The 23,980-nt window shown below is 59.0% G+C and carries 22 protein-coding genes and 1 pseudogene; 11 read left to right on the forward strand and 12 right to left on the reverse strand.

Going from position 1 to position 23,980, the window contains the following annotated elements:
• The first annotated feature begins 44 nt into the window (after positions 1-44).
• Together ABMC88_RS15150 and ABMC88_RS15155 are read left to right on the forward strand one after the other, a co-directional pair.
• Positions 45-1,283 carry a sensor histidine kinase gene (locus ABMC88_RS15150; protein WP_349577744.1) on the forward strand — a complete coding sequence of 413 codons (1,239 nt, stop codon included), beginning with the start codon at positions 45-47 and terminating at the stop codon, positions 1,281-1,283.
• 12 nt (positions 1,284-1,295) lie between these two features.
• Positions 1,296-1,661 carry a response regulator gene (locus ABMC88_RS15155; protein ID WP_349577745.1) on the forward strand — a complete coding sequence of 122 codons (366 nt, stop codon included), beginning with the start codon at positions 1,296-1,298 and terminating at the stop codon, positions 1,659-1,661.
• 11 nt (positions 1,662-1,672) lie between these two features.
• On the opposite strand, the gene ABMC88_RS15160 is transcribed toward ABMC88_RS15155, so the two are convergent.
• The 3 genes from ABMC88_RS15160 to ABMC88_RS15170 form a co-directional block, all read right to left on the reverse strand.
• Entirely contained in the window at positions 1,673-2,029 is a 357-nt protein-coding gene (locus ABMC88_RS15160; protein WP_349577746.1) for an Hpt domain-containing protein, read from the reverse strand.
• The gene (locus tag ABMC88_RS15165) at positions 2,026-3,006 is read right to left on the reverse strand and encodes a response regulator (RefSeq protein ID WP_349577747.1); all 981 of its coding nucleotides are present in this window, start codon (positions 3,004-3,006) and stop codon (positions 2,026-2,028) included. Before ABMC88_RS15165 ends, ABMC88_RS15160 begins: the two co-directional genes overlap by 4 nt.
• 180 nt (positions 3,007-3,186) lie before the next feature.
• The gene (locus tag ABMC88_RS15170; protein WP_349577748.1) at positions 3,187-3,861 is read right to left on the reverse strand and encodes a GntR family transcriptional regulator; all 675 of its coding nucleotides are present in this window, start codon (positions 3,859-3,861) and stop codon (positions 3,187-3,189) included.
• 198 nt (positions 3,862-4,059) lie between these two features.
• Here ABMC88_RS15170 and ABMC88_RS15175 point away from each other — a divergent pair, with 198 nt between their 5' ends.
• Both ABMC88_RS15175 and gph read left to right on the forward strand, forming a co-directional pair.
• On the forward strand, positions 4,060-5,229 hold the full coding sequence (locus ABMC88_RS15175; RefSeq protein WP_349577749.1) for a M20 aminoacylase family protein: 1,170 nt from the start codon (positions 4,060-4,062) through the stop codon (positions 5,227-5,229).
• Positions 5,226-5,879: a phosphoglycolate phosphatase gene (gene gph, locus ABMC88_RS15180; RefSeq protein ID WP_349577750.1), complete on the forward strand. Its 654-nt coding sequence runs from the start codon at positions 5,226-5,228 to the stop codon at positions 5,877-5,879. The genes ABMC88_RS15175 and gph overlap by 4 nt, the downstream gene beginning before the upstream one ends.
• On the opposite strand, the gene hmuQ is transcribed toward gph, so the two are convergent.
• From hmuQ to ABMC88_RS15200, 4 genes are all read right to left on the reverse strand, one after another.
• Entirely contained in the window at positions 5,854-6,186 is a 333-nt protein-coding gene (hmuQ, locus tag ABMC88_RS15185) for a heme-degrading protein HmuQ (RefSeq protein WP_439655613.1), read from the reverse strand. The two genes, gph and hmuQ, sit on opposite strands and share 26 nt — an antisense overlap.
• Before the next feature lie 89 nt (positions 6,187-6,275).
• Positions 6,276-7,301: an extracellular solute-binding protein gene (locus tag ABMC88_RS15190; protein WP_349577751.1), complete on the reverse strand. Its 1,026-nt coding sequence runs from the start codon at positions 7,299-7,301 to the stop codon at positions 6,276-6,278.
• Positions 7,302-7,403: 102 nt separating this feature from the next.
• A complete protein-coding gene (locus ABMC88_RS15195) occupies positions 7,404-8,906 on the reverse strand; it encodes a citrate lyase subunit alpha (protein WP_349577752.1) in 1,503 nt (500 codons plus the stop codon).
• Positions 8,907-9,056: 150 nt separating this feature from the next.
• On the reverse strand, positions 9,057-9,908 hold the full coding sequence (locus ABMC88_RS15200) for an HTD2 family dehydratase (RefSeq protein WP_349577753.1): 852 nt from the start codon (positions 9,906-9,908) through the stop codon (positions 9,057-9,059).
• Positions 9,909-10,081: 173 nt separating this feature from the next.
• Here ABMC88_RS15200 and ABMC88_RS18560 point away from each other — a divergent pair.
• Positions 10,082-10,135 (forward strand): annotated as a pseudogene (locus ABMC88_RS18560) (hypothetical protein); the annotation flags it as partial.
• 3 nt (positions 10,136-10,138) lie between these two features.
• Positions 10,139-11,008: a stealth family protein gene (locus ABMC88_RS15205; RefSeq protein WP_349577754.1), complete on the forward strand. Its 870-nt coding sequence runs from the start codon at positions 10,139-10,141 to the stop codon at positions 11,006-11,008.
• 52 nt (positions 11,009-11,060) lie between these two features.
• On the opposite strand, the gene ABMC88_RS15210 is transcribed toward ABMC88_RS15205, so the two are convergent.
• Genes ABMC88_RS15210 through ABMC88_RS15220 form a run of 3 tightly spaced genes read right to left on the reverse strand, consistent with a single transcriptional unit; the run spans position 11,061 to position 12,941 of the window.
• A complete protein-coding gene (locus tag ABMC88_RS15210) occupies positions 11,061-11,399 on the reverse strand; it encodes a carboxymuconolactone decarboxylase family protein (RefSeq protein WP_349577755.1) in 339 nt (112 codons plus the stop codon).
• Between the two features lie 16 nt (positions 11,400-11,415).
• Positions 11,416-12,174, reverse strand: coding sequence for an amino acid ABC transporter permease (locus tag ABMC88_RS15215; RefSeq protein WP_349577756.1), 759 nt, complete (start codon positions 12,172-12,174; stop codon positions 11,416-11,418).
• Positions 12,175-12,182: 8 nt separating this feature from the next.
• The gene (locus tag ABMC88_RS15220; RefSeq protein WP_349577757.1) at positions 12,183-12,941 is read right to left on the reverse strand and encodes an amino acid ABC transporter ATP-binding protein; all 759 of its coding nucleotides are present in this window, start codon (positions 12,939-12,941) and stop codon (positions 12,183-12,185) included.
• A gap of 126 nt (positions 12,942-13,067) precedes the next feature.
• On the opposite strand from ABMC88_RS15220, the gene ABMC88_RS15225 reads away from it, so the two are divergent.
• Both ABMC88_RS15225 and ABMC88_RS15230 read left to right on the forward strand, forming a co-directional pair.
• On the forward strand, positions 13,068-13,844 hold the full coding sequence (locus ABMC88_RS15225) for a transporter substrate-binding domain-containing protein (RefSeq protein WP_349577758.1): 777 nt from the start codon (positions 13,068-13,070) through the stop codon (positions 13,842-13,844).
• A 74-nt stretch (positions 13,845-13,918) separates the two neighbouring features.
• On the forward strand, positions 13,919-15,298 hold the full coding sequence (locus ABMC88_RS15230) for an MATE family efflux transporter (RefSeq protein WP_349577759.1): 1,380 nt from the start codon (positions 13,919-13,921) through the stop codon (positions 15,296-15,298).
• Positions 15,299-15,324: 26 nt separating this feature from the next.
• Here the strand turns inward: ABMC88_RS15230 and ABMC88_RS15235 are convergent, their stop codons facing one another.
• A complete protein-coding gene (locus tag ABMC88_RS15235; protein WP_349577760.1) occupies positions 15,325-15,480 on the reverse strand; it encodes a hypothetical protein in 156 nt (51 codons plus the stop codon).
• Positions 15,481-15,730: 250 nt separating this feature from the next.
• Positions 15,731-16,897, reverse strand: coding sequence for an ADP-ribosylglycohydrolase family protein (locus ABMC88_RS15240; protein ID WP_349577761.1), 1,167 nt, complete (start codon positions 16,895-16,897; stop codon positions 15,731-15,733).
• Between the two features lie 285 nt (positions 16,898-17,182).
• Between ABMC88_RS15240 and ABMC88_RS15245 the strand changes: the two genes are divergently transcribed.
• The 3 genes from ABMC88_RS15245 to ABMC88_RS15255 all read left to right on the forward strand — a co-directional run bounded on the left by ABMC88_RS15245 (position 17,183) and on the right by ABMC88_RS15255 (position 23,960).
• Positions 17,183-17,401, forward strand: coding sequence for a hypothetical protein (locus ABMC88_RS15245; RefSeq protein ID WP_349577762.1), 219 nt, complete (start codon positions 17,183-17,185; stop codon positions 17,399-17,401).
• Positions 17,402-17,834: 433 nt separating this feature from the next.
• Positions 17,835-21,167, forward strand: a complete 3,333-nt coding sequence (locus ABMC88_RS15250) for a calcium-binding protein (RefSeq protein ID WP_349577763.1) — start codon at positions 17,835-17,837, stop codon at positions 21,165-21,167.
• 117 nt (positions 21,168-21,284) lie between these two features.
• Positions 21,285-23,960 (forward strand): calcium-binding protein, encoded by a 2,676-nt coding sequence (locus ABMC88_RS15255; protein ID WP_349577764.1) that lies wholly within the window; start codon positions 21,285-21,287, stop codon positions 23,958-23,960.
• Positions 23,961-23,980 lie beyond the last annotated feature (20 nt).

The raw sequence follows: 23,980 nt of genomic DNA on the forward strand, positions 1-23,980 counted from the left end.
ATACACGGCCCCGTGCCTCGGTGGTTTTCCGCGGAGCAGCAGCGATGAAAAAGGATCAGGCTTTCGTGAAACCTACCAGCTATAGATCGCGGGCGTTCATTTTTGCGGGCGCTTTGGCGCTGGCACTGCTTTGGTATGTGCTGTCTATCTGGCTTTTGTCGGGGTGGCTGGCGCAGAGTGTAGCGGTGGCGGGTGCCGTGGTGCTGGCGGCGGGTGTTCCGCTGCTGCGCGGTGCGCCGCGTGCGGATCAAACGCCACAGGCGCAGGTTCTGGCAGGATTGGCGCATGAGGTCTGGGTGATCAACCGCGAGACTGAAACGGTTGCATACCGCAACCATATCGCGGCGGCCCGTGTCACCGCCTATGTGTTGCGCGATATTATTCCCGCCGATCAATACGCTGTGCTGCGGGCGCTGGTGCAGGATACTGCCATCCCGCACCGTGCTGTTTTTCACGCAGGCGATCGCAGTTTCCGGCCCATCGTGACACCCCTGCCGGACGGTCGGCACGTGACGGTGATGCTACACGACATCAGCGATGATCTGGCCGAACAGAAGGTAAAGGACGATTTCGTTTCAACCGTCAGCCATGAGCTCCGCTCGCCCCTGACGTCGATCAAGGGGTCGATGGGGCTGTTGCTGTCGAATGCTGCGGGTGATCTGCCCAAAGCGGCACGGGGGTTGCTGGAGATTTCGCAACGCAACGCAGACCGATTGGTGCTGATCCTGAATGACATCCTTGACCTGCAAAAGATTGCAGATGACGGGATGGAGTTTGAGTATGCGCCGCTCGACGCCTCCGCCTTGGTGCAAGAGGCAATCGCGGCGTCGGCGCTGTTCTTGCAGCGATTCGATCTGAACGTAGAGGTCGAAGGCGCCGAGACCCCCGTGATGCTGCACAGCGATGCCAATCGCCTGATACAGGTCTTGGGCAATCTTCTCACGAATGCGGCCAAGTTTTCGCCTGCGCACAGCACAATCACGGTTTCGATCGACCATACCGCCAAGCATGTCACGCTCAGCGTGCGGGATCAGGGCGAGGGGATCCCCGCAGCAGAGCAGAACAAGATTTTCGAGCGTTTTGCTGATATGACCAACTCGGACCGCCAGAAAAAGGGCGGATCGGGTCTGGGTCTTAGCATCTGTAAAGCGATTGTTGACAAGTTGGGCGGTACCATCGGCTTTGACAGTACCGAAGGTGTCGGCACCAGCTTTTATGTGACCCTGCCGCGTGACGCGACACTGGACCGCAGTGTCGATGTCGACCTCAAGCGCGTCAGCTAAAAAGGGTTTCCAATGATCAAGCTTTTGCACGTCGAAGACGACGACGACATCCGCCAGATTGCAAAGCTCGCGCTGGAAATGACAGGCGAGTTCGAGGTGCTGCAATGTCCGGACGGGCCCGCAGCGCTGGCGCAGCTTGCGACGTTTCGCCCTGATGTCATCTTGCTGGATATGATGATGCCGGGGATGACGGGGAAAGAGACATTGGCCCACATCCGCGCGTTGCCGGATATGGCACAGACGCCGGCCGTCTTCATGACCGCCCGCGCCCAAACGTCAGAGTTGGAAGAGTTGCGCCAGATTGGCGCCGCTGATGTGATCAGCAAGCCTTTTGATCCGATGGCCTTGGCCGATCAGATCAAACAGACATTGGCCTGACCTTCCACCTTTTATTCTTGTGAAATGATCGCGTCGCAGGCTTCGACGAATGTGTCGATGCACCAGATGATCCCGCCCGGGCAGATCGCAAGATCGGCATAGTCGCCTTCCAGATGCGCAATGATCTGCGCTTCGCATTGCTGCGCAGTCTCGCCCAATTCCGGATAACCGACAGTGCCGGCTGTGCCTGCGATCTGGTGCAGGATGCTTTTTGCATCTGCGAGGTTTGTGTTGATCGTATCGGTGTCTTCCCCGTCCCACGCGGCCAGCGCATGTCGGGCAATACTGGTTTTGCGTGTGTCCAGCAGCTCGACGAACCGCGTGCGAATCCGGTCAAGGCCGGGCATCTGTTGGGCCAAAGCTGTCATGCCGATCTCCCCAAATGAAAGAAGTCTGTTTTCAGGCGCTCATGCTCGGCTGCTGCATCCTCGGCCGTGGTTTGCGCCTTGCTTAGGGCGTTCAGGATTTGATCGCCTGACTTCCAGACCAATCTGATGGCCTTGCCCGCACTCACGCGGGGGTGCAGTTCTTTGCTTTGGTTGCTTCTGATCTGGGCGCGGCTCAGGTGTAGGTTCACTGTGTCGGTCAGATCGGGCATTTCGGGACGCCAGCCACTTTCAGTGATGCACAGATAGGTGCCATTGCCCGCGTAGGTCATCAGGAATTGATGCCTCGACAGGCAGTCGGAAATAATCTCGGCCACGTCTTCGATCAGGAACTTGAACTCTGCACCAGTGAGATAGTCACAGTAAATGTCCGGGGTGCGCAACGAGAAGGCGAAGACGGTCGATCCGAATAGCGAATTGCGCGACAGCTGGGCCACGTAGTTTTCCATCGCTGTGCAGGCGATCACATTGTCGATGTCGTGTAATTCGATCGGTTCATGCACGTCCACTGCGTTTTGGACGGATGCATTGTCGACAAGACGGGTCGCGGCGAACACTTTTGAGGTCTTTGCCTGCTGGCCTGTCACCAGATGCTCAACCATATTGATCCGCGCCTTCAGCTCGGTCAGGTCGAACGGTTTGGTCGCATAGTCGGTGGCCCCTGCGGCAAAAGCATTGTCGATATAGCGTTTCTCGGACATCGCGGTAAGCATCACAATCGGCGTCGAGACATACTGCACCGTCCGCCTGATCTGACGGGTGAGCGCGATGCCATCCATGCCGGGCATCTGGATATCCAGCAAGAAACAGTCAAAAGGCTGCTCAGGCCCGTCGCCCAACAGGGCAATCGCGTCATGTGCCGATTCTGCAGTGGTCAGATCATGGTCGCCAATGGCCAGAATGAACTGCTCCAATAGCTCCAGAATAATCGGGTCGTCATCAACCGCCAAAATTTTCATACTCACTACTCCACACGACTTCGTAACCCCCTTTTTCTGCCGCTAAAAAGTGGCGAGATTAGGACGATTCTATAACCACTCGGGGGAGAGAGGCGCGACAAAGCGGTGAACAGATGTGGAAAGATGGGTGGGGCAGTGATGTTGGGTTAAATCTTTGAAAATTAATGGTAAATTTTAACTTCACTCAACCAGTTGATACCGCTTGATATAGTCGCGCATTGGCCGATCAATATGGGCGCGCGATAGCATCAACAATGCGGCGTGATCGCTGGCAACCAAGGCGTCTATAATCTGGCGATGCTCTTTTCGCGCTAGGGCCAGATACCCCGAAACTTTGAAGCTGTTTGTGCGAATGGGCTGGGTTTTGCGGGATTCGGCTTCGATCGCGGCGCATAATTCTTTGTTGTCGCAGCACGCAAAAACCGTTCTGTGGAACTGTTCGTTGAGGTGAAACATCGCCTCCAGATCGCCGCGTTTGCAGGCGGTGCCATGTGCGTCGTTCAGGATCGAGAGCGCGGTGATCACCGTCGGATCAACAGGAAAGCGGATGCTGGTAATTGCGGCGTCTTGCAGGATGTTGCGTAGCTCGTACATCTGGGTGATCTGGGTGTGGGAGTAGCGGCAGGCATGGGCGCCCTTGTTCGGCTCCCGCTTGGCCAGCCCGCGTTTGACGACGGTGTCGATGGCCGCCCTGATGGCGTGACGCGACCCGCTGAAACGCTCCATCAACTCGTCTTCGATCAGACGGTCCCCGGGGGCGATGTGGCCAAAAATGATGTCCATCTCCAGAGTCTTGGAAATGGTGTCCTTGGCTTTAGCCGTGCGCGGCGCGGGTGTGGATAGGTCAACTGACAATGGCTTCTCGGTGGGTTTGGACGTGGGGTCGGTAGGAAATATATTGCACTATACGCATCATTTTCCAAAAGCGACGATATATTTTTTATTCAACCTGCGGTCAGGGTTAGCTGTCGGATGTGCCGATAATCGGGTTGACCGTCTGGCCCTCAAGGCCAATGCTGCCATCTGAAAATGTTGGAACAGGCGGAGCACACCATGGCAGTTGAAAACTGGGTCGCAAAGGACATCGCAGAGCTGACAGAATTCCGGCGCGACCTGCACCGCAACCCCGAGCTGTTGTATGACGTGCAGCGGACGGCCGCTACTGTCGCGCAGCGTTTGCGGGCCTACGGCGTGGACGAGGTTGTCGAGGGCATCGGCCAGACGGGCGTTGTGGGTGTTATCTATGGGCAGGCGAACACATCGGGCCGCACCATCGGTTTGCGGGCGGACATGGACGCGCTTCCAATAACCGAGGAAACAGGCGCTGAATGGGCGTCACAGGTCGCGGGGAAGATGCATGCCTGCGGTCACGACGGGCATACCACCATGCTGCTGGGCGCGGCCAAACAACTGGCCCAAAGCCGCAGCTTTGATGGCCGCGTGCTGGTGATCTTTCAACCCGCCGAAGAAGGCGGCGCAGGTGCGCAAGCCATGATTGATGATGGCATGTTCGACCGCTGGCCTTGCAACGAGGTCTACGGCATGCACAACCGTCCGAATCTGCCGCTGGGTCATTTCACCATCAACGACGGTCCGATCATGGCCTCGGTGGACGAGGTCCGCATCAAGGTCACAGGCCGCGGCGGTCATGCCGCGATGCCGCACAACACCGTTGACCCGTTGCCCATCGCGGCCTCCCTTGTCCAATCCGTACAAAGCCTTACCGCACGCGGCCTGAACCCGATGGACAACGCCGTCATCTCGCTTTGCACGATCCACGCAGGCGACGCATTCAATGTTATTCCCCAAGACGTCGAGATCACTGGCACTGTCCGCACCCTCCGCGAGGAGACCCGAACAGGGATCGAGGAGCGCCTGCGCCAGCTGGTCACCCAGACCTGTGCCGCCCAAGGCGCCACAGGTACGTTGGAATATATCCGCATGTATCCCGTGACCGTCAATGATGTGGAGGGCACAGCACATGCCGCCCGCGCCGCCCAAGAGGTGGCGGGTGTGGAGCATGTCAGCCTCGACATGCCCGCCAGCATGGGGGGCGAGGATTTCTCGTTCATGCTCAACGTGGTGCCTGGAGCGATGATTAACATCGGCAACGGGCCGTCAGCGGGGCTGCACCATCCTGCCTATGATTTTAATGATGATGTGATCGCCTGGGGGTGTTCGTATTGGACGACCCTTGTGCGTCAAAGGTTGGCATTGGCATGAGTACTCGTATCGTATTCGACCTCGATGGTACGCTGATCGACAGCGCCCCCGACATTCACGGCGTGGCCAATACGCTGATCGCACCGCATGGCGCACAGATCACGCTGGCCCAGACCCACAGCTTTATCGGCAATGGTGTCAGCACCTTCATCCGCCGTATGCTGGCGGCCACATCGCTGGACGCCGATCTGCATGATGGTCTGTTGCCCGCGTTCAAACAGGCCTACCTGACAGCATTTACAAAGACCGAGATTTACGCAGGCGTAGAGGCCGCGCTGGATGCGCTGAAGGCGGAGGGTTGCCCCCTTGGCATTTGCACGAACAAGCCCTTGGCGCCGACCCATGCCGTGCTGGATCATCTCGACCTTGGTCGGTATTTCGCGACGGTCTGGGGGGGCGACAGTTTGCCTGTGCACAAACCCGACCCCGCGCCGTTACATGCCGCGTTCAAAGCATTGGGCGAAGGGCCGTGCATCTATGTCGGCGACAGCGAGGTTGATGCCCAAACCGCACAAGAGGCGGGCATACCCTTCCTGCTTTATACCAAAGGCTACCGCAAAACGCCTGTGGACCAAATCCCCCACACCGCCGCGTTTGACGATTTCGCAGAACTGCCCGCGCTGGTCACGCGATATGCTGGATCGCCGTGAACCCTTCGAATACAGGCGTCCCTTCATACAGCTTTGCAGTGTCCTTGGCCCCCTTATGCGAGGCGCGAAACGCGTCTGATGTGGTCCAACCGCGAAAGGCGTCTTCGGATGCCCAAACCGTGTGCGAGGCATAGACGATCCGCCCGTTCACCTCTGGTCCCTTCAGCATGTGAAACTCCACAAACCCGTCCATGTTTTTAAGGTTGCTTTCGCGGTTCAGCCACAGCGCCTCAAACGCAGCGGCGTTTTGTGTGGTGACGGTAAAGCGGTTCATGGCCAGATACATATGCGGTCTCCTCTGCGGCATTGGCGCGATCCTATCATGGGGGACTCGCCAAATAAAACGCCCCCCGCACCAAAGGGTGCGAGGGGCGCTTTTTCGCGGATAAGAAGGGTTTACTTCCAGCCGACAGTGTCAAAAATTTTCTGCGCTTCGGGCACGTTCAACGCAACGGCGGACAAGTCCACATCATCGGCTTTGAACTCACCCAGTTTGGCAACGCTTTCGCTCAGCGCGACGCCCTCGACGGTGGGGAATTCGTCATTCCCTGCCGAGAAATACTGCTGCGCGGAATCCGAGGTGAGGTATTCCAGAAACGCGATGGCATTATCGCGGTTCGGCGCGTTCACGGCCAAGCCACCACCCGACAGGTTCATATGCGCGCCTTCGGCGTCTTGCGCAGGGAAGATCCAACCGATCTGGTCAATATCTGCGGTCACACCCGATACGTCGCGGCGCAGGGCGCGGGCGAAGTAATAGGTGTTGGCGACTGCGATATCACATTCGCCCGACACGATGCCGCGCAGCTGGTCCGTATCGCCGCCTTGCGGGTCGCGTGCAAAGTTGTCGACCATGCCCTGCGCCCATGCCGTTGCGGCCTCGGTCCCGTGGTTTTCAATCACGGATGCCAGCAACGTCTGGCTATAGACGTTGGAGGACGAGCGGTGGCACACCATCCCCTTATACGCAGGATCGGCAAGCGAGAGGTAATCCATCGGCGGATTGCTCACGTCGTTTTTGTCGTAGAAAATGATCCGCGCACGCTGCGAAAAGCCGAACCACTGGTTGTCGCTGTCTTGCAGGTTCGACGGCACCCGCGCTTCCAGTACGTCACTGTCTACGCTTTGCAGCACGCCCGCGTCCTTGGCCCGTTGCAGGCGCGATGTGTCTACCGTCAGCAAAATATCAGCAGGAGAGTTGCGCCCTTCGGCCTGCATACGGGCGATCAGCTCGTCTGCTTTGCCCTCAATCCGGTTGATGGTGATGCCCGTGGCTTCGGTGAAGTCGCTATAAAGCCGCTCGTCCGTGTCGTAGTGACGCGAAGAATACAGGTTCAGCTGGCCCTCGGCCGTGGCGGCCAAGGTGCTGCCGACAAGCGCTGCTGCGGCGATAAAAAGGGGGGCGGTGGTGCGGTTGGCCATTGGTTTTCCTCTCTGGCGTAAATCGTACTGTTTTACTCAATTACTGATTCCGCCGCAGAATGCAATATTCTTGATAAATTTAGTCAGAAATAATTTTCACACCTAAGCCCAATCCAAGGCTCCGCCGCGCCGGTGTTCGATGATAAGACGCGGCGTGTCTGGATTTGGCAGGGCGGCTTTGCTGGCCGATTGCGCGGCCAGTGCCTGCAATTGCGCGAAATCCACGACGGGCAGGCCGGCCCTTGCTAGATCCGCCCGCACGTCGGGGCGCTGCGGGTTCACCGCGATGCCGTGATCGGTAATTACTACGTCCACGTCACGACCTTGGGTCGTGACACAGCGCACACGCTCGACCAGTTTGGCATAACCGCCACCGTTTAGACCCGTGGTCACAATCGTCAGCCGCGCCCCTGCGGCGGCATCGGGGTGCCCGCCCGGCCCGCCAATCAGTCGCCCGTCGCCACCTATTGTGACATTGACGTTGAACGCGGCGTCTACCTCGACCGCGCCCAGTACCATCACGTCAAGGCGGTCAACGACGGGTGCGGGGTGCTGGGGGTTGGCGTATTCAGAGGCGCTCATGATGCGGTGGTCTGGGTTGGTGAGGGCCGAGGCCACGGCGGCAATGTCAAAGCACTGCACATCATGGATGCGGCAAAAGAGGCCGCCGCGCAGCAACGCCGCATGTGCCCCCGTAATCCCGCCAGAAATAAAGCCCCCCGTGATCCCCCGCGTCGCCATGGCCTGCCCGATCACCGGCACACAAGCGAGCGAATATCCTCCCGCGCCTGTTTGCAGCGACATGCCGTCGCGCATCATACCCGCCGCTACAACCACCTGTGCCACAAGGTCGCTGATGGACGCGGCCTGCGCCGTCTGCGCGGCCAAAGTCGTTTCCGAGGCGATGCCCCCCGCATCACCGGGGTGCGCAAAGGGGATGACCGCATCGACATGGTGGCTCGGGACATCGGTGAGCGGCAGCGCGGCCTGCGTGATCTCATGGGCGCAGACCACCGTGCGTTTGGCATAGCCCGCATCGACTTGCGCATAGCCCAGCGGCCCGCAGGCCAGCGTGCCCCCACGCCCCGTGCACGCGCCATTCACCCGCGCAAGCGACGCCCCGATAAAAGCAACGTCAACCCGCAGCTGCCCCGTCGTCAGCGCCCGCGCCCGCCCGCCATGGCTTTGCAGCACGGGCAAGGACCGCAACGCGCCCGACATCATCGCGTCTGCTGCGCCTCCTCGCGCATAATCGGTCACCACATCCGCGATCACACCGCTCTGCATCAGCGCCGCCAAAGGCGCGTGCACGCCGAACAAAGAGCTGGGCGCGATGGTCAGCCCGCGCAAACCGCGCCGCGCCGCTTCCTCCAGCACGGCACAGATCAGCCTGTCGCCGTTGCGGTAGTGGTGGTGGAACGACAGCGTCGCCCCGTCCTTGATCTGCATCGCGTCAAAGGCCGCTGCAAGATCGGGCAGCCGTTTGTCGCTATCGTTCGCGTCACTGCGCGGCGGCAGCGTGTCGCGCAGCGGGGCAGGGGCCTGCCACATCTGACCCAGTGCCGTTTGCCACGGCCCCGTGCCACCTTCGTTATTTACCGCCATCTCGCGTCTCCCCGTGCCCGCTACCAGAAAGGAGTGCGCGCCCATGACTGTCAACAGCACCGCCCTTTCTGTGACGGCCGCATCGGGCGCGCCCCGCGCAATCCGACCTGTCTGGCGTTGGTCGTGCTGTCGCTTGCGGGGAGGGGCTGGCTAGAACGTGACGGAGGCTTGCATCGCCATCCGCCCCTGCGGCGTGGCAGCGGCCAGATCATAGCCACCATCGATGGTGCGTGCATGAAGTGTAAAGGGCGCGGTATCAAACAGAGGGCTTGCCGCACGGAATTGAAACGCCGACGGCTGCGCCCCCTGCGCCAGCCGTTGCGCCATACCCATCAGCAAAGTGGCGATAAGCGGGCCATGCACCACCAACCCTGCGTGGCCTTCGACATCGCGGGCATAGTCGCGGTCGTAATGGATGCGGTGCCCGTTAAAGGTCAGCGCCGAATAGCGAAACAGCATGACCTCGCTTGGGGTGATTTCCTCGGAGTGGTGCCAGTCTTTGCCGATGGAGGCTGTGGGGGCGGGAGGTGCGGATTCTGACGGGTCTTCGCGGTAGACAATGTCGTGTTCCTCCCACAGTGCGGGCGCTGCGCCTTTTGCTGCAAGTTCGTGGCGGACGGTCACAAAACACAGCGCCCCCGAGCGGCCCTGTTTCAGGGTGACATCCTTGATGGTCGAGGTCTTGGTGACATCTGCTCCGATCCGCAGCGCGTCCGTAAAGCCAAAGCGCCCGCCCGCCCACATCCGCCGTGGCAGTGCGACAGGTGGCAAAAAGCCACCCTTGGCCGGATGCCCGTCACGTCCCAGTTCCCCCAGCGGGGCGCTTTGCAGGAAATAAAGCCAATGCCACAGCGGCGGCAGCGCGTCGCCGCGCCCAAGCTGCGGTGCGCGGTCCAGCGTCATCTCCATCAGGTTGGCGGGTTGAGGGTGGAGCGTGTCATGCAAGGTTTCGGTTTTGCCGATCCATTGACGCAGGGTGTCGGGGTCTGTGGTCGGTTTCATGGCGGGTCCTGCGGTTTGATCGGGCCTCAGTTTCGGCTTGGCGATTGCGCCCGTCAAGGTGGGCCATGGGCTGGCCTTTTGCAGTGAAGCACTATGTCCAGATTTAACCAGATGCGTTGGGCGGGAAATAGGTCACTTTGACGGATAATTTGCATGAAAGCCCCGTGGATGCCGTGATCACTTGGGTCGATGGGAACGCACCTGAGCACCGAAGATTGCGGGCGCGGTATATGGCGCAACAGAACGCGCCATTGGGTGAAAATGCCAGCAACCCCCACCGTTGGGAGCAAAGCGACGAGATACAGTATTGTTTGCGGTCATTGCACAACCATGCGCCCTGGCTGCGCACTGTCTGGATCGTGACCCACGGGGAAGCCCCCGACCTGAGTGGGCTGCCACAGGCGTTGGCGGCCAAGGTGCGGATCGTGCCACATGCGCAGATTTTCGCGGGGTATGAGACCGCCTTGCCCACATTCAATTCGCTGTCGATTGAAAGTGTAATGTGGCGGATCGACGGGCTGAGCGAGCGGTTCTTGTATTTCAACGACGATGTGTTTTTGACCGCACCGCTGCGGGTGTCCGATGTATTTGTGGGGATGCACCCTGTGCTGCGCGGGCAGTGGCGCGATTGCACTGCGCTGGCGGGCAATGCTGCGGCCCGCGATGATCCGGCGCTGTTCGCGCATTTTGTGCAGATGAATGCGGCGGCGATCTGCGGTTTTGGCCCTGGGCGCGTCTTTGCTGCGGCGCATGTCGTGCATCCGATGCGTCGGTCGGTGATGGCCGCGCTTTTTGACGCGCATGGCGACTTGTTTCGGCGCAATGTTGCGCACCGTTTCAGGGATGTGTCGCAGTTTTTGCCGCAAGGGCTGCACAACCATTTTTGCCTGTCGCAGGATGCGGCGGTGATTGTGCAGGGCAAGGACCATCTGCACATCAAAAGCGGGCAGGGCGCGGGCGGTTTGGGTTGCGATGTCGCCGCCCTGCTGTCGCCCGACGCCCTGACTGGCATGCGGTTTTTATGCGTGAATGATCTGCCGCAGTTGGAGGTATTGGTGCCGCAGGCGCGGGCGCTGATCCTGTCGGCGGTGGGCGGATGAGCCAGCCTGCACGCTCCTCGTTTGCGCGCCTTCGGCGTGCGGCACTCCTCGCTTAGGTCGCGGTGAATTCGTCGTAGGCTTCGAGCGCCTTTGCGCCGAAGGCGATAGACGGCCCGCCGCCCATATAGCCGATCATTTCCAACGCCTCGCAGAGCTCTTCGCGGGTGGTATTCAGCCGCACCAGTGATTTGACGTGAAAGCCGATGCAGCTGTCGCAGCGGGTGGAGATGGCAATACCGAGGGCGATCAGCTCTTTCGTTTTTTCGTCCAGCGCGCCGTTTCGTTTGGCCGCTTTGCCCATCGTGTTGAAGCCTTCAAACATCTTGGGCGCTTGCGCCTGCAAGCTGCCCATCCGTGTCATCGTCTCGTCCAGAAATTTGGTCCAGTTCACCTTTTTCTCTCCTGTGTCAGCGGCTCTCGTCCGCGCCCATTTTACGTTCCAGCCAGCGCACGAAGAAACTGATGATCAGCACCAGCACGAGGTATTCGAGGATCAGCAGCGTGTAGATTTCCAGCGGGCGGTATTCGGTCACGACCAGTTCGTTCGCGCGGCGGGTGAGCTCCTGCATCCCGATGACCGAGGCAAAGGCCGACATTTTCACGATATAGATGAACTGGTTGGCCAGCGGCGGCAGAATGCGGCGGATCGCTTGGGGCAGGATCACATAGCGCATGGTCTGGCTATAGGTCAGGCCGATGGTCTTGGCCGCCTCTGTCTGGCCGCGTGCGATGCTCTGAATACCCGAGCGGTAGATCTCTGCCGTGAAGGCGCTGTCCGAAATAGCGAGCGTGATGATCGCGCCCCAGAAGGCATCAATGCTCACCGAGATACCGATGGATTTGAGCACAACAGGCAACCCGTAGAACACCCAGAAGAGCATGGGCAGCAGCGGGATGGCGCGGATGAATTCAATGTAGATGCGGCTGGGCAATCTGATCCAGCGGTTCGACGACATGCCCGGCAGGGCGACCATCAGCCCGATCACCATCGACAGCACCGCCGCGATCACCGAGAGCAGGATCGTGGCACCAAACCCGTTCAGCAGGAAGGTGATGTTGGACATCCCCTTGGGCGTGGTCGGATCAATCACATACCAGCCCCAGTTGCCGCCGCTGCCACAACCGGCCAGCAGGGTCAGCGCTGCGAGAAGACACAGGTTTTTCATAAGTGCGCTCAATGTTTCAGGATCTGGTTGAGAAAGGTTTTGCAGCGGTCGGTCTTCGGGTTCTCGAAGAACTCGGTCGGCGTGCCCGTCTCCACAATCGCGCCGTGGTCCATGAATACCATCCGGTCGGCCGCACGACGGGCAAATCCCATCTCGTGCGTCACCACAATCATGGTCATGCCGCTTTCGGCAAGATCCACAATCACGTCCAGCACTTCCGATATCATCTCGGGGTCGAGCGCGGAGGTCGGCTCGTCAAAGAGCATGATCTTGGGCTCCATGCACAGCGACCGCGCTATGGCCACGCGCTGTTGCTGGCCTCCCGACAGGGCGGCGGGTTTCTTGTCGGCCTGTTCGGGGATTTGCACGCGCTCAAGATACTTCATCGCCCGCTCTTCCGCGTCACGGCGGCTGAGGCCGCGGGCCTTCATCGGGCCCAGCGTGAGGTTCTGCAAAATCGTCAGATGCGGGAACAGGTTGAACTGCTGGAACACCATCCCAACCTCCGAGCGGATCGCCTCGATCGAGGCGGCGTCGCCCATCACCGTTCCATCCACCGTGATCTGGCCTGTGTCGTGCTCCTCCAGCGAATTCACACAACGGATCAACGTCGACTTGCCAGAGCCAGATGGGCCGCAAACGACAATCCGCTCGCCGTGGGCTACTGTCAGATTGACGTCGCGCAGCGCCTGATAGTCGCCATACCACTTGTTGAGGCCCTTGATCTCAATCGCATTTGTGTGATCGCGGGGGGCGTGATCGGCCATAGACCTCTCCTTTTTCAGATGTATACTTAGGTTGACAGTTGCCCAAAGCGCAACCTGCATTAGATTGCCGTGCAACACATAAAAGCCGTGCGGATGGCGCAGATGGCAAACGACAAGGGATACGACATGACGATTTTCAAGAAACTGGGGCTGGCCGTAGGGCTCGCCGCCACCCTGATGGCGGGCAGCGCCACAGCGCAGTCCGCATTGAACGAGATTTTGAGCGAGGGCGTGCTGAAGGTCGGTACAACCGGCGACTGGAATCCGATGACCGTTCGTGACCCCGCGACGAACTCCTATGTCGGCTATGACATCGACATCATGACCCAACTGGCCGCCGATCTGGGCGTCGAGCTGGAGATGGTGCCGACCGATTGGAAAACGCTGGTGAACGGCGTTGTGGCGGGCAACTACCACATGACCGGCTCTGCCTCGATCAGCCCTGCGCGTTTGAAGGCGGCAGGCTATTCCAACAGCTATATCGCGGTTGAGATGTTCCCCTTCACCACCGATGACAAGGTTGGCAACTTCTCGGGCTGGGACAGCATCAACAAAGCGGACGTAAAGGTCGCCACCACGCTTGGCACCTCGTTCGAGAAGATGGTCAAGGAGTGGTTCCCCGACGCAGAGATCGTCGTGGTCGAAGCACCTGCACGCGGCTTTCAGGAAGTGCTGTCGGGCCGCGCGGATGTCTTTGTGACCTCTAACATCGAAGGCTCTACCTTGTTGGAAAAGTTCCCGAATGTTCGTCAAGTCGAAGTCAGCACGCCCCGTGCCCCGACCCCGATCGCGATGCTGCTGCCGCAAACCGATCAGGTCTGGATCAACTACGTCAACAGCTGGATCGAGCTGAAAAAGACCCAAGGCTTCTTTGAGCAGACGGCCTTGAAATGGGGCCTCTGAGCCTCGTTTGAGATTTGACAAAGAAGGGCGCCTTTTCGGGCGCCCTTTTCCATTTAATACCCCCAGAGTTGCCCATGACCGAATATGATCTGACCGAAGGCCCGCTTACGGGCCACTTCCGCCGCCTTGCCATTCCTGCGGCTGTGGGGATGCTGTTCAGCACGCTCTATAATGTGGTCGACACGTTCTATGCGGGGTTCTTCGGCACGCAGGCGCAGGCGGGGCTGGCAGTGGGGTTTCAGGCGTTCTTTATTCTGGTCGCGATCGGCTTCGGCCTCAGCTCTGCGATGAGCGCGCTTGTGGGCAACGCAAAGGGCCGCCGCGACGACGCAGAGGCGCGGCATCTGGCGGCGCAGGGTATCGGGCTGGCGGTGGTGGCGGTTGCGGTGATGGGATGTATCGCGGCCTTTGCAGGCCCGCATCTGATCGCGGTGGTGTCCGAACCGGGGGGCTACCGCGATGCGGGCCTTGGCTATTTCTATTGGCTGATCTTTGCGCTGCCGGGGTTTATCATTGGCCCTGCGGCCAACGGTATTCTGCAAGCCCGCGGCGATACGCGCACCATGCAGCGCGCGCTGGTCGTGGCGTTCTTTGTCAACATCGGCCTGAACCCGTTGCTGATGTTCGGCATCCCCGGAGTGATTGGGGGTTTGGGGTTCAACGGCATCGCGCTCGCCACGATCCTGAGCCAGACAGGCGTGGCCGTCTTTATCCTGTGGCGGGTGTTTGGCCGCGCGATGATGCAGAACCTGCGCGCCGCCGAGTTCATTCCGGTGCCTTCCAAATACGCCGAGATTTTTGCCCAAGCTTTCCCTGCGGGCTTTGCGCTGCTGGTGACATTTTCAAGCGGGTTCATCGTGCAATACGCGCTCAAAGACCACGGCGAGGCGGCGTTGGCGGCCTACGGCATCACCATGCGGATTGAGCAGCTGTTCCTGCTGCCCGCCCTTGGCATCACGATCTCGCTGGTGCCGATTGCGGCGCAGAACTTTGGCGCAGGTAATCCTCAGCGGGTGCAAGAGGCCTTCCACCGTTGCTGGATCTTGGGCGTGATCGGCACAACGCTGGCCTTCCCGTTTTTGTGGTTCGGGGGCGGATTGGCGGCGCGGGTGTTTTCGGATGATGCAGAAGTGATCCGCATCTCGGCGCTGTTTTTGAAGGTCGAGGCGTTGATCCTGCCGATCTATGTGGTGCTCTTCTCGATCAACTCGTTGTTGCAGGCGCTCAAGAAAGCGGCGTGGACGATGTGGATCGGGATATACCGGCAGTGGATCGGGATCGCGCTGTTCATCTGGCTGTTCGCCTATGTGATCGATGGAGGGCTGACGGGGATCCGTCTGGGCATCGCGGCGGGTGTGGCGACGGGGTTGGTGTTGTCTTTTGTGATCGCGCTGCGCGTGGCGCGGCGCGAGATTGGCGGGCTGGGGCGGCCGACGTTTCTGCGCTCGGGATGAACGGGGCTGTTGGCGGTTGGGGCTGGTTACGGGATTGAGTTTAAAGGCAAAATAAAGAAGGGCTTGAGGACGTTGATGGTGCCTTCTTTCTGAAGGTTTGCGGCGTGGGTTCTGCGGGTTAAGAATGCGTGGAGCATCTGTTCGAAATGATCGAGTGGATTTGTGGGGGTGTTGAACTCCATGAGCATGGCCCCTTTGCGCAGGCCCGTGGCGCCAAAGGTGTAGAGGCTGACAGCGGTGGCTTTCTCGGTTGCCGATGGATGGGGGCGCGGCGGATGGCGCTGTGCAGCATCGCGTTCAGGTTCGCAGGCCGCGGTTGCCGAAATGCTTTTGACGCGTGATGCAGTCTGACACCGATTGTGGCCAACGGGACATTTTGGTGTCCCTTGCTGGCGTCCTTTAGAGGGCGTCTTTTGTGCGCCGCACCTGATGCTAATCGAGCAGCTTGGACACAAGCCTATTGACCTCGTCCTTTGCGGCCAGTCGATCAATCCACGCTTGTGGAATGCCTTTGGGATTATCCCTGCCATATAGCGCGCCTGCAACCGCACCTACGATCATGGCTCGGCCACAGGTGTCGCCACCGCCATAGATGTTGCGCCGCACGGCCGTTGCGAAATCGGGCGCTGTTGCGATGTTGTGCAGGGCCGACGGCACGCCATAGGGCAGATCGCAGGCCATGCCGAATTCAGCGGTGACCCGAGCGTTATCTGTCTTTGACATCCCCAAGGCTTTTGCAATCAACGCGGCCGCATCGCCAGTGGCAGTTGTCTGCGCGGCTTGCGTTACCGCCGCGACAGTGCCGTCAACCAAGGCTGCTCGCATCATATGGCTTACGATCCGCCCGTATTCGGCCGCGACAGGGTGGTCGGAAGTTGTCTGCACCGCCGATGCGACGTCGTGATCAAACGCCACGTCTTTGGCCGATGCCAAGACTGCAACAAGCGGCGGTAGCTTGGCCGTGGCGGGCAGTTGAATGTCTACAGCGCCTGTGGCGCGGGGGGTGGTCTGCAACTGGCGCAGCAAGGCCATGCCGAAATTACGCTGGGCGGCATCATCGTAATCTGCCAGCAGTCGTTTCTCGAACGCTGTTTCCAGGGTGTTCCCCGACATCCGTGCCAGCATTGGAATGGCCATCGCCACAATCTCTTTGCGTGTGCGCGGCGCAACATCGGCCCCCAATTCGGCGGCAATCTGTAGGGCGCGATCCTCAAACCGTCGGGCGTTATCGAGCGTGTCACGCGTGGCATGATCGATATATCCGATATACTCGCCGCCATAGCCAAAGTGCGCTTGGAACGCCTCCGCAAACTCGGCGGCTTCGAACTCTCCGTGCGCGTTTGCCAAAACGCGAAGCATTACCAAAGCCTGTTCGCCGTATTGTGATTGCGCACCCGACCCGCGGCCACCATGTGCGAAAAAACCCATTACGCCCTCGTAGTTCTTGGCCAAGGGTGGCGTGAATTCAGGCGTTTCGGGGGCGATGGCGGCAATATGCGCCTGGTCGTAAATCCAATGCGTTCCCAACGCGGCAGCATCCGCGACCAGCGCGCCAAAGATCATGTTTTTGCTGCGCGTCTGGCAGTCGGAAAATGTCATGTGGTGATCCTTCGTTCCTGTTGGAATTCAATCTAGCACCACATCGTGAAAAGGGCAGGGGACTGCACGAATAACCAGTGTTTAAACGCTTGTGTAGGTTGGCTGATCTCAAAAATTAGGGCCTGCTGACCCTGCAAAGATCGAAACAATCGTTGCCGCGGGCGATCCTGTATCTGCTGAGTTTTAACAATTGTGCCATTATTCTGAACGTCTGCTTTTGACTGAGTGTGCGTAAGCAATTGTTTTAGTTGTGTTGTTTTCGAGGTGAGTTCCCGCTAAATCTAGATGGACGAGGGCAACGACTTCATCGACGGCCAAAGCGCGGGCTCCGCGTTTTACGCCGAGAGCGGCAACGGCGATGAAGTCTTTTTTGTCGGAGCGGATCAGGGCTCTACCACGATCAATGATTTTGGCGCAGATGGCGCGGCCAACCGCATTGACGTGAGCGGGCTTGCCGATGTGTTCGCCGATCCTGATGCGTTGATGGGGAGGCCGCGACGTTGATTGTCATGAGTGATGATGCGCTTGAGGAAGACGACCTCATTTTCTAAAGGCGGCAGTCATCGCGCTATTGGTCGCAGACAGGCGATCAAGCGCGACCGGTGGAGGGCTGATGCTTTAATAGCAATGCCCAGCCATGCATGGCGAAGCGGCCCGGTGCACCACAACCACGTAGGCCCATATGAAAAGGTAAGGATTGCTTGTGCCGTTCTCACCTCGGAGAGTTCGATTGATTATCTTGGAGGGAGGGGCAGGAGGCGAGGTGAATTTACAAAAACCACGCAAACGCAGTTGCCCCATTTGCGCGAAGTCTTTGGTGTGACGCCATGAAGCCGCAAATTGCGGATTTTTGCCGCTGGTCATGAAAAAGTAGATGAACTCCATGCGCAACCATGCGATTTGACGAAGGGTCAACTGCTAATTGAGGGAAATACCTGTGTCTAACTTGCCTGGAACCGACCTTACCCCCCAATCCATAGGCGTCGGAGAAACCTTCTCGAGCAGTTTGACAGGCCCAAGCGACATCGACTGGATCGAGCTGACAAACGGATCGTATAGCAACGGAGACTTCGTCAGCGGCACCTATCTGACCGTGACGGGGGATGTCGATCTCAGCAATGCGCAGGTCAGTGTCTATACGCATGTTCAAAACTGGGGCAACTATTGGAACAGGAACTATTTCTCGATCGAGGAGCTGCCTGATAGCATCGGTCGGTCGCTCTATGTCCCTGCTTCTACCTCGGCGGATCGGATGTTTGTATCGCTCACAGGATTTACAGGGAACTATACTGTGACCCTTGGCGATAGTGCGGTTTTGTTTGCCTCTGCCCCCGACGACAACGCCGCAGATGTCGATATCATTCCTGATGTGACCTATTCTGGTGTGCTCGACTACACAGGCGATAGCGATTATTTTTACTACGACAGTGCCGTGACGGGAAATTATTACCGTGTGGTCGTCACGCCAAGCGCTGCACTGCTGGCTGATCCGAACCTTGATATGTACGTCACCGCAGATTTGAACCGTTTGCACCGTGTTGAGACACAAGACGGATGGCACCTGGAAACAACAATGCTGCGAGACCCCAGTAACGAGTTCAACACAGGCTTCTCGATCGATGTCACAGCCGACAACACCGAAGGCGCGCTCCAGACTTTTACCGGCATGGGCTACACGGTCGAGTTGCAGGATTTGGGAACGGACATCGGACGCAGTAACCTAAGCGCGGCCACGGCGCAGAATGTTGGCATCGGCCAGACCTATGCGGATGTGTATTCTGCGCTGGATCTAGAGCAATATTATAGCTTTTCGGGCACGACGGGAAACGCCTATGTCGTTTATATTGATGGTGATTATTACACAGATATAACAAGTGCCACTGGCCGGATTGGTGGGGTAGAGCAGGTTCGCGGCCAGGGAAGCGAATGGGATTTTCAAAGGTTTTACAGCTTCGTAACCAACAGGCTGACTGCGGATACGCAATTCACGTTCTCTTTGGAAAACCAGACCTATCTTGCACCGAACACCGATTTTGAAATCACGGTTTTCGAGGTCGCGGATGCGGTCGGGGATACATCCGATATGGCAACGGCGCTTGGCGTCGATGCCCCGATCACTGAAGACATCCACTTTGGTGATATGGACGTCTATTCGCTTCAGGTGGAGGCAGGTGAGTTTTACACGATAACGCTCGACTATGCGCCCAACAGCTACTTTGCAGGATATATACGTGCAGCATGGGACTCGGGCGCCACGGAATGGGAGAGCAATTCGTCAAACGCTGCAGGTCAGCGGACGTACATTTTTTCCGCTCTGGAGGACGGTGAGGTTGATCTTACCATAGCGAACTTTACGACTGTCACCCGTAACGGTGTTCGCACCGATCTGACCCCTGCGTTGCTGGACGGGCTAAGCTATACGATCACAGCCACCGCAGGGATCACCGATGATCGGCCCGCCATTTGGACGGGTCTGGCTGGCCCAATGAACATAAACGAAACGACGACCGCGCTTGCCAATGGGGCGCTGGATACTGACGGTTTTGTGTTCAATGTTGTCGCGGGGAACACCTATTCATTTGCTGTCGATCATGCCGGTGCCTCCATGTATCTTTGGACGGATGCGGACGGTGATGGCTCCCTCAGATCCTATAGCCGCGATTATCCTGACTCAACGACTGGCATCACCTCACCCGGTTTTGCAGAGCAAGAGGCGCTTTTGGGCGGTGGCGGTGGGCTTGGGTTCACGATCGAGGCGTTTGGAACAGGGTCCCTACTGACCTTTACGGCTGAATACACCGGAATAGCGGGCGTCAGCCTTTATCCCGAAATCGTCAGCGGCACCTACAATGTCCACGTCAGTGACAATGGCCTCAGCGAGGCTGTGATTGCCGAGCTTGGGATTACCTTCAGCGAAGGGGATGATCTGTTCGAAGGCGATGCGGGCGATAACCTGCTGGAAGGCATGGCGGGCAACGACACGCTGATCGGCGGTCTGGGCGCCGACACGCTGGACGGGGGCGAAGGCACCGACACAGCCAGCTATCTGAACGCGGACGCGCGGGTGATCGCAAACTTGCGGCTCGGTGGTTCAGCGGGCGAGGCGGCGGGCGACAGCTATGTTGCAATCGAGAACCTCACAGGCTCAAGCCACGATGATTTTCTGTACGGTGACGCGGGTGCCAACCGCATCGAGGGGCGCAGCGGCAATGACCGTTTGCGCGGGCAAACCGGCGCGGACACGCTGCTTGGCGGGACGGGCGATGATACGCTTAGCGGCGGGGCGGATAACGACACGCTCACGGCGGACGTCAGCTTTACCGGTGCTGCGGCCTTTGGCAGCGGCGGTGACGATACCGTGTCCGCAGGCAGTGGCGAGGATGTCGTTTACGGCGATGCGCTCAATACGCTCAACACCACCTACGCGGGCGGGGATGACCTGCTCTACGGGAATGCGGGCAATGATACAGTTTACGGCGATGTTGATGTCGCGGGCTTTATGCTGGCGGGGGATGACACGATGTTTGGCGGCGCAGGCGCCGACCTGATGTACGGAGATTTCCGCACTGGCGCGACAGTTCAGGACGGTCACGACCAGATCGACGGCGGCGTGGGCGATGATACGATCCATGGCAATACAGGCGACGACACGCTGGATGGCAACATCGGCAATGACCTTCTTTTGGGTGGCGACGGTGCCGACATTGGCCGCGGCGGCAGCGGCAATGACACGCTTGCTGGCGATGCCGGCGCCGACAGCCTGTATGGCGGCAACGGCAACGATAGCATCACGGGCGGCACGGGGAATGATCTACTCGCGGGGAGCATCGGCTCCGACACGCTGTTGGGGGGCGACGGGGCGGACCGGCTGGAAGGCGGCAGCGGCTATGACGTGATGTATGGCAATGGCGGTCATGACGTGCTGCTGGGCGGCACGGGCAATGACACGCTATTTGGCGGCGGGGGCGACGACAGCCTGTCGGGCAGCACCGGCTCGGACCGGATCAACGGGGGCGCGGGCGACGACACCTTGTCGGGCGGTGGCGGGGCGGATGTGTTCGTCTTTGCAAGCGGTCACGGCAATGACCGGATCAACGACTGGAACGGAGCGGCGGACAGGTTGGACATCGCTGGCCTGTCGAGCTTTGCCGATTGGAGCGCGCAGGCCGCACAGGTTGGCGGGCGCGTGGTCCTGACCCAAGGCAGCGACACGATCACCTTTGTTGCCACCACATTGGCAGAGTTTGACGCAGGCGATTTCATATTTTAACGCCATACCACGTGGTTGAATAATGCTTGCTCGCTACCTCGTTCTTGCTCAGACTAAAGGGATTACAGGTCGTATTTGACCAAGTTTCATTTATTTTCAGCAGACAGGGTTTCGGGCATGGCACATTCATATGATTACAGCGGCTCGCGTATTGGCGTTTATGTCTCGATGGATGCCCTTCTCACCGATCTTGACGGTGCAAGGAACGCGTCATCAACAAGCGGTGCCCTAACTGCGCTGAACGAACAGTTCTGGAGCGGCAGCGATCCCGTAGCGTCAATTGAATATGGCGGGCAGGCCTATCTGGGCGGGCTGATCAATCAAAACACGTTGACCTACGAATATGCCAGCACAGGCGAAGGCCCGCTGTATCCTTACAATGTCGAAATCCTGTCACGCGCAGGGACCTTTGACTTGCCCGATGGATCTGCCGACGGGTTTTCGGTACTGCCCCATCGGATAAGCGGCTCTCCGGGCAATCTGGTGTTTTTGGACCGCAGCGGCAACGCAACGCGCGAAGGCTACGATGGCTCGGGCACCTATTTCGAATTCACGGGCATTGGCCAACTTAGCCTCAATGGCTCGCTTGCGAATAGTGCGCCTGTCGACAGCGCCTATCCGACCACGCGCAATGCGGCGGGCCACTTGCTGGTTGAGATGATTGAGCAGGCCTATTCCGCGCTGGATGATGATTTGGCGCTGATCCGTGAAATGCCCTTGCGCGACATCGGGCAGGTCGAGGTTGTCGGCTGGAGCGACTTTAACGTGGACACCCCCGACTACCGCCTGATCTACACGCCCGACTCCTCTGCGCTGCGCAGCTTCGGGGACATGTTCTTTGAAGAAGTGCGCGGCGATCCTGTCGACTTTGACCACCTTTCGGTCGGGTGGCTCGGAGAGTTCTACCGCGAGACAAATCAGGGTTTTTATGCAGGTAGCGATGTCGACATAACGCTTACGGCTTTTGATGACATTCTGACCAATAGGTCCTTCCTTGATCCTACAGCGATTATTGTGAGCGCTGGTGCAGGCAACGATACGATCCGTCTGTCGGGTCGCAACGGCCTTGAAGAGCCTGACGTCCTGAGTGATCTGGTCATTTTGCGGGGGGAGGATGGCGATGACGAACTTAGCACGGTGCATAACGCTTTCGGTGCCGTTTTGCTGGAAGGCGGGGCCGGTAATGACCGGCTGGATGTCTATGACAGCACATTCGCGGGCCTTGGTGACGCGACCGTAACGCTTGATGGTGGGGAGGGTGACGACTTTTTAAGCGGCACATCAACAGCAGGGAATAGCCTGTTTGGCGGAACGGGTAATGACGATGTGCGCGGTGGCCGTATGGCGGATTCGATCGTCGCGGGTGATGGCGACGACACGGTGCTTGCCTTTGAAGGGAACGATTTGATCATCGCAGGCTACGGGGATGACCGGATTAACGCGGGATTGGGTCGCGATACGGTGTCGTTTCAAGGCGACTCAACGGCCTATGATATCAACTTTACCGGCGCGGTTACCGATGTCACGCTTTGGCAGACGTCAGGCGCGGATGTGACCCGCGTGAGCGATGCAGAGGTGTTGGATTTTGCCGACATTCGCGTTGTTCTGGATGATTTCGTCTCGGCCACAGCTTCGCAGCGCGAAGATCTGATCGTGTTGCGCACTGCAACCGCGACCAATGCGGGTGAGGGCAATGATCTGGTGCTGGGCAGCGCGCAGTCGGACACGATTGAGGGCGGCGCGGGCGAGGATGTATTGCGCGGCAATGCGGGTGACGACGTGATCGAGGGCGGCGAGGGCTTTGACCAACTCTTTGGTGGCGCAGACAATGACATGCTGGAGGGCGGCGGGGGGCAGGACCTTTTGGTTGGCGGTGACGGCAACGATAATCTGCGCGGCGGCGATGCGGCGGACACACTGGCGGGCAGCGCCGGTGCGGATGCGCATTTCGGCGGCGCGGGGATTGATACCGCGGACTATGGCGAAAGCCGTGGTTCGCTGCGGGTGGACCTGCTGTTCAGCCAGATCAACACCAACATCGCCGCAGGCGATACCTATGACAGCATCGAAAACCTGACGGGTAGTCAGGGCTTTGACAACCTGCGCGGTACGTTTGGCGACAACGTCATTCGCGGCATGGCCAACGTCGATTACATCTTTGGCCGTCGCGGCAATGACACGCTGGAAGGGGGCGTTGGCGATGATGTGCTGTTCGGCGGCGTGGGCGTTGATCTGCTGATCGGCGGCGCGCACCGCGACCGTGCGCAATACTCTGAAAGCCAGACCGCGCTGCGCCTTGATCTGGATAATACCAGCAACAACACGGGCGAAGCCGCAGGCGATATGTATATCAGCATCGAGGACCTCGCAGGCGGATATTACGACGACACCATCGGCGGCGATGCAGGCAGTAACCGCCTTTTTGGCCGCGCAGGCAACGATGACATCAGCGGGCTCGACGGGGATGATTACCTGAATGGCGGCGCGAATATGGATTCCCTCAATGGCGGGTTTGGCAACGACACGCTGCGCGGCGGCACCCATTCCGACACGTTCGTGTTCAACAGCGGCCATGACGTGATCGAGGATTTCAACGTGGGCCACGCTGACACAATCCATCTGGACGCCACCCGCTTCGGGCTGCTGAACGGTCTGAGCAATCAAGAGATCGTTGACCGCTTCGCCAGTGTCGAGAACGGGCAGGTCGTGATGCGGTTCAACGCTGAGACAAGCCTGACAATTGAATCGCTGGATAGCCTGACCAATCTGGATCTCTACTTTTCGTATATCTAGCGCGGGGTGGGCCGCGGGCC

The sequence above is a fragment of the Sulfitobacter aquimarinus genome (genome assembly GCF_040149565.1).
GTDB lineage: Bacteria > Pseudomonadota > Alphaproteobacteria > Rhodobacterales > Rhodobacteraceae > Sulfitobacter > Sulfitobacter aquimarinus.

Bases quoted from the DNA above. Each gene is read 5' to 3' on its own strand.
- ABMC88_RS15175 (WP_349577749.1), top strand. From the start codon at position 4,060: ATGGCAGTTGAAAACTGGGTCGCAAAGGACATCGCAGAGCTGACAGAA.
- ABMC88_RS15155 (WP_349577745.1), top strand. From the start codon at position 1,296: ATGATCAAGCTTTTGCACGTCGAAGACGACGACGACATCCGCCAGATT.
- ABMC88_RS15235 (WP_349577760.1), bottom strand. From the start codon at position 15,480: ATGGAGTTCAACACCCCCACAAATCCACTCGATCATTTCGAACAGATG.
- ABMC88_RS15150 (WP_349577744.1), top strand. From the start codon at position 45: ATGAAAAAGGATCAGGCTTTCGTGAAACCTACCAGCTATAGATCGCGG.
- ABMC88_RS15215 (WP_349577756.1), bottom strand. From the start codon at position 12,174: ATGAAAAACCTGTGTCTTCTCGCAGCGCTGACCCTGCTGGCCGGTTGT.
- ABMC88_RS15230 (WP_349577759.1), top strand. From the start codon at position 13,919: ATGACCGAATATGATCTGACCGAAGGCCCGCTTACGGGCCACTTCCGC.
- ABMC88_RS15220 (WP_349577757.1), bottom strand. From the start codon at position 12,941: ATGGCCGATCACGCCCCCCGCGATCACACAAATGCGATTGAGATCAAG.
- gph (WP_349577750.1), top strand. From the start codon at position 5,226: ATGAGTACTCGTATCGTATTCGACCTCGATGGTACGCTGATCGACAGC.
- ABMC88_RS15165 (WP_349577747.1), bottom strand. From the start codon at position 3,006: ATGAAAATTTTGGCGGTTGATGACGACCCGATTATTCTGGAGCTATTG.
- ABMC88_RS15240 (WP_349577761.1), bottom strand. From the start codon at position 16,897: ATGACATTTTCCGACTGCCAGACGCGCAGCAAAAACATGATCTTTGGC.
- ABMC88_RS15160 (WP_349577746.1), bottom strand. From the start codon at position 2,029: ATGACAGCTTTGGCCCAACAGATGCCCGGCCTTGACCGGATTCGCACG.
- ABMC88_RS15225 (WP_349577758.1), top strand. From the start codon at position 13,068: ATGACGATTTTCAAGAAACTGGGGCTGGCCGTAGGGCTCGCCGCCACC.
- hmuQ (WP_439655613.1), bottom strand. From the start codon at position 6,186: ATGCCGCAGAGGAGACCGCATATGTATCTGGCCATGAACCGCTTTACC.
- ABMC88_RS15205 (WP_349577754.1), top strand. From the start codon at position 10,139: ATGGCGCAACAGAACGCGCCATTGGGTGAAAATGCCAGCAACCCCCAC.
- ABMC88_RS15245 (WP_349577762.1), top strand. From the start codon at position 17,183: ATGGACGAGGGCAACGACTTCATCGACGGCCAAAGCGCGGGCTCCGCG.
- ABMC88_RS15190 (WP_349577751.1), bottom strand. From the start codon at position 7,301: ATGGCCAACCGCACCACCGCCCCCCTTTTTATCGCCGCAGCAGCGCTT.
- ABMC88_RS15255 (WP_349577764.1), top strand. From the start codon at position 21,285: ATGGCACATTCATATGATTACAGCGGCTCGCGTATTGGCGTTTATGTC.
- ABMC88_RS15200 (WP_349577753.1), bottom strand. From the start codon at position 9,908: ATGAAACCGACCACAGACCCCGACACCCTGCGTCAATGGATCGGCAAA.
- ABMC88_RS15195 (WP_349577752.1), bottom strand. From the start codon at position 8,906: ATGGCGGTAAATAACGAAGGTGGCACGGGGCCGTGGCAAACGGCACTG.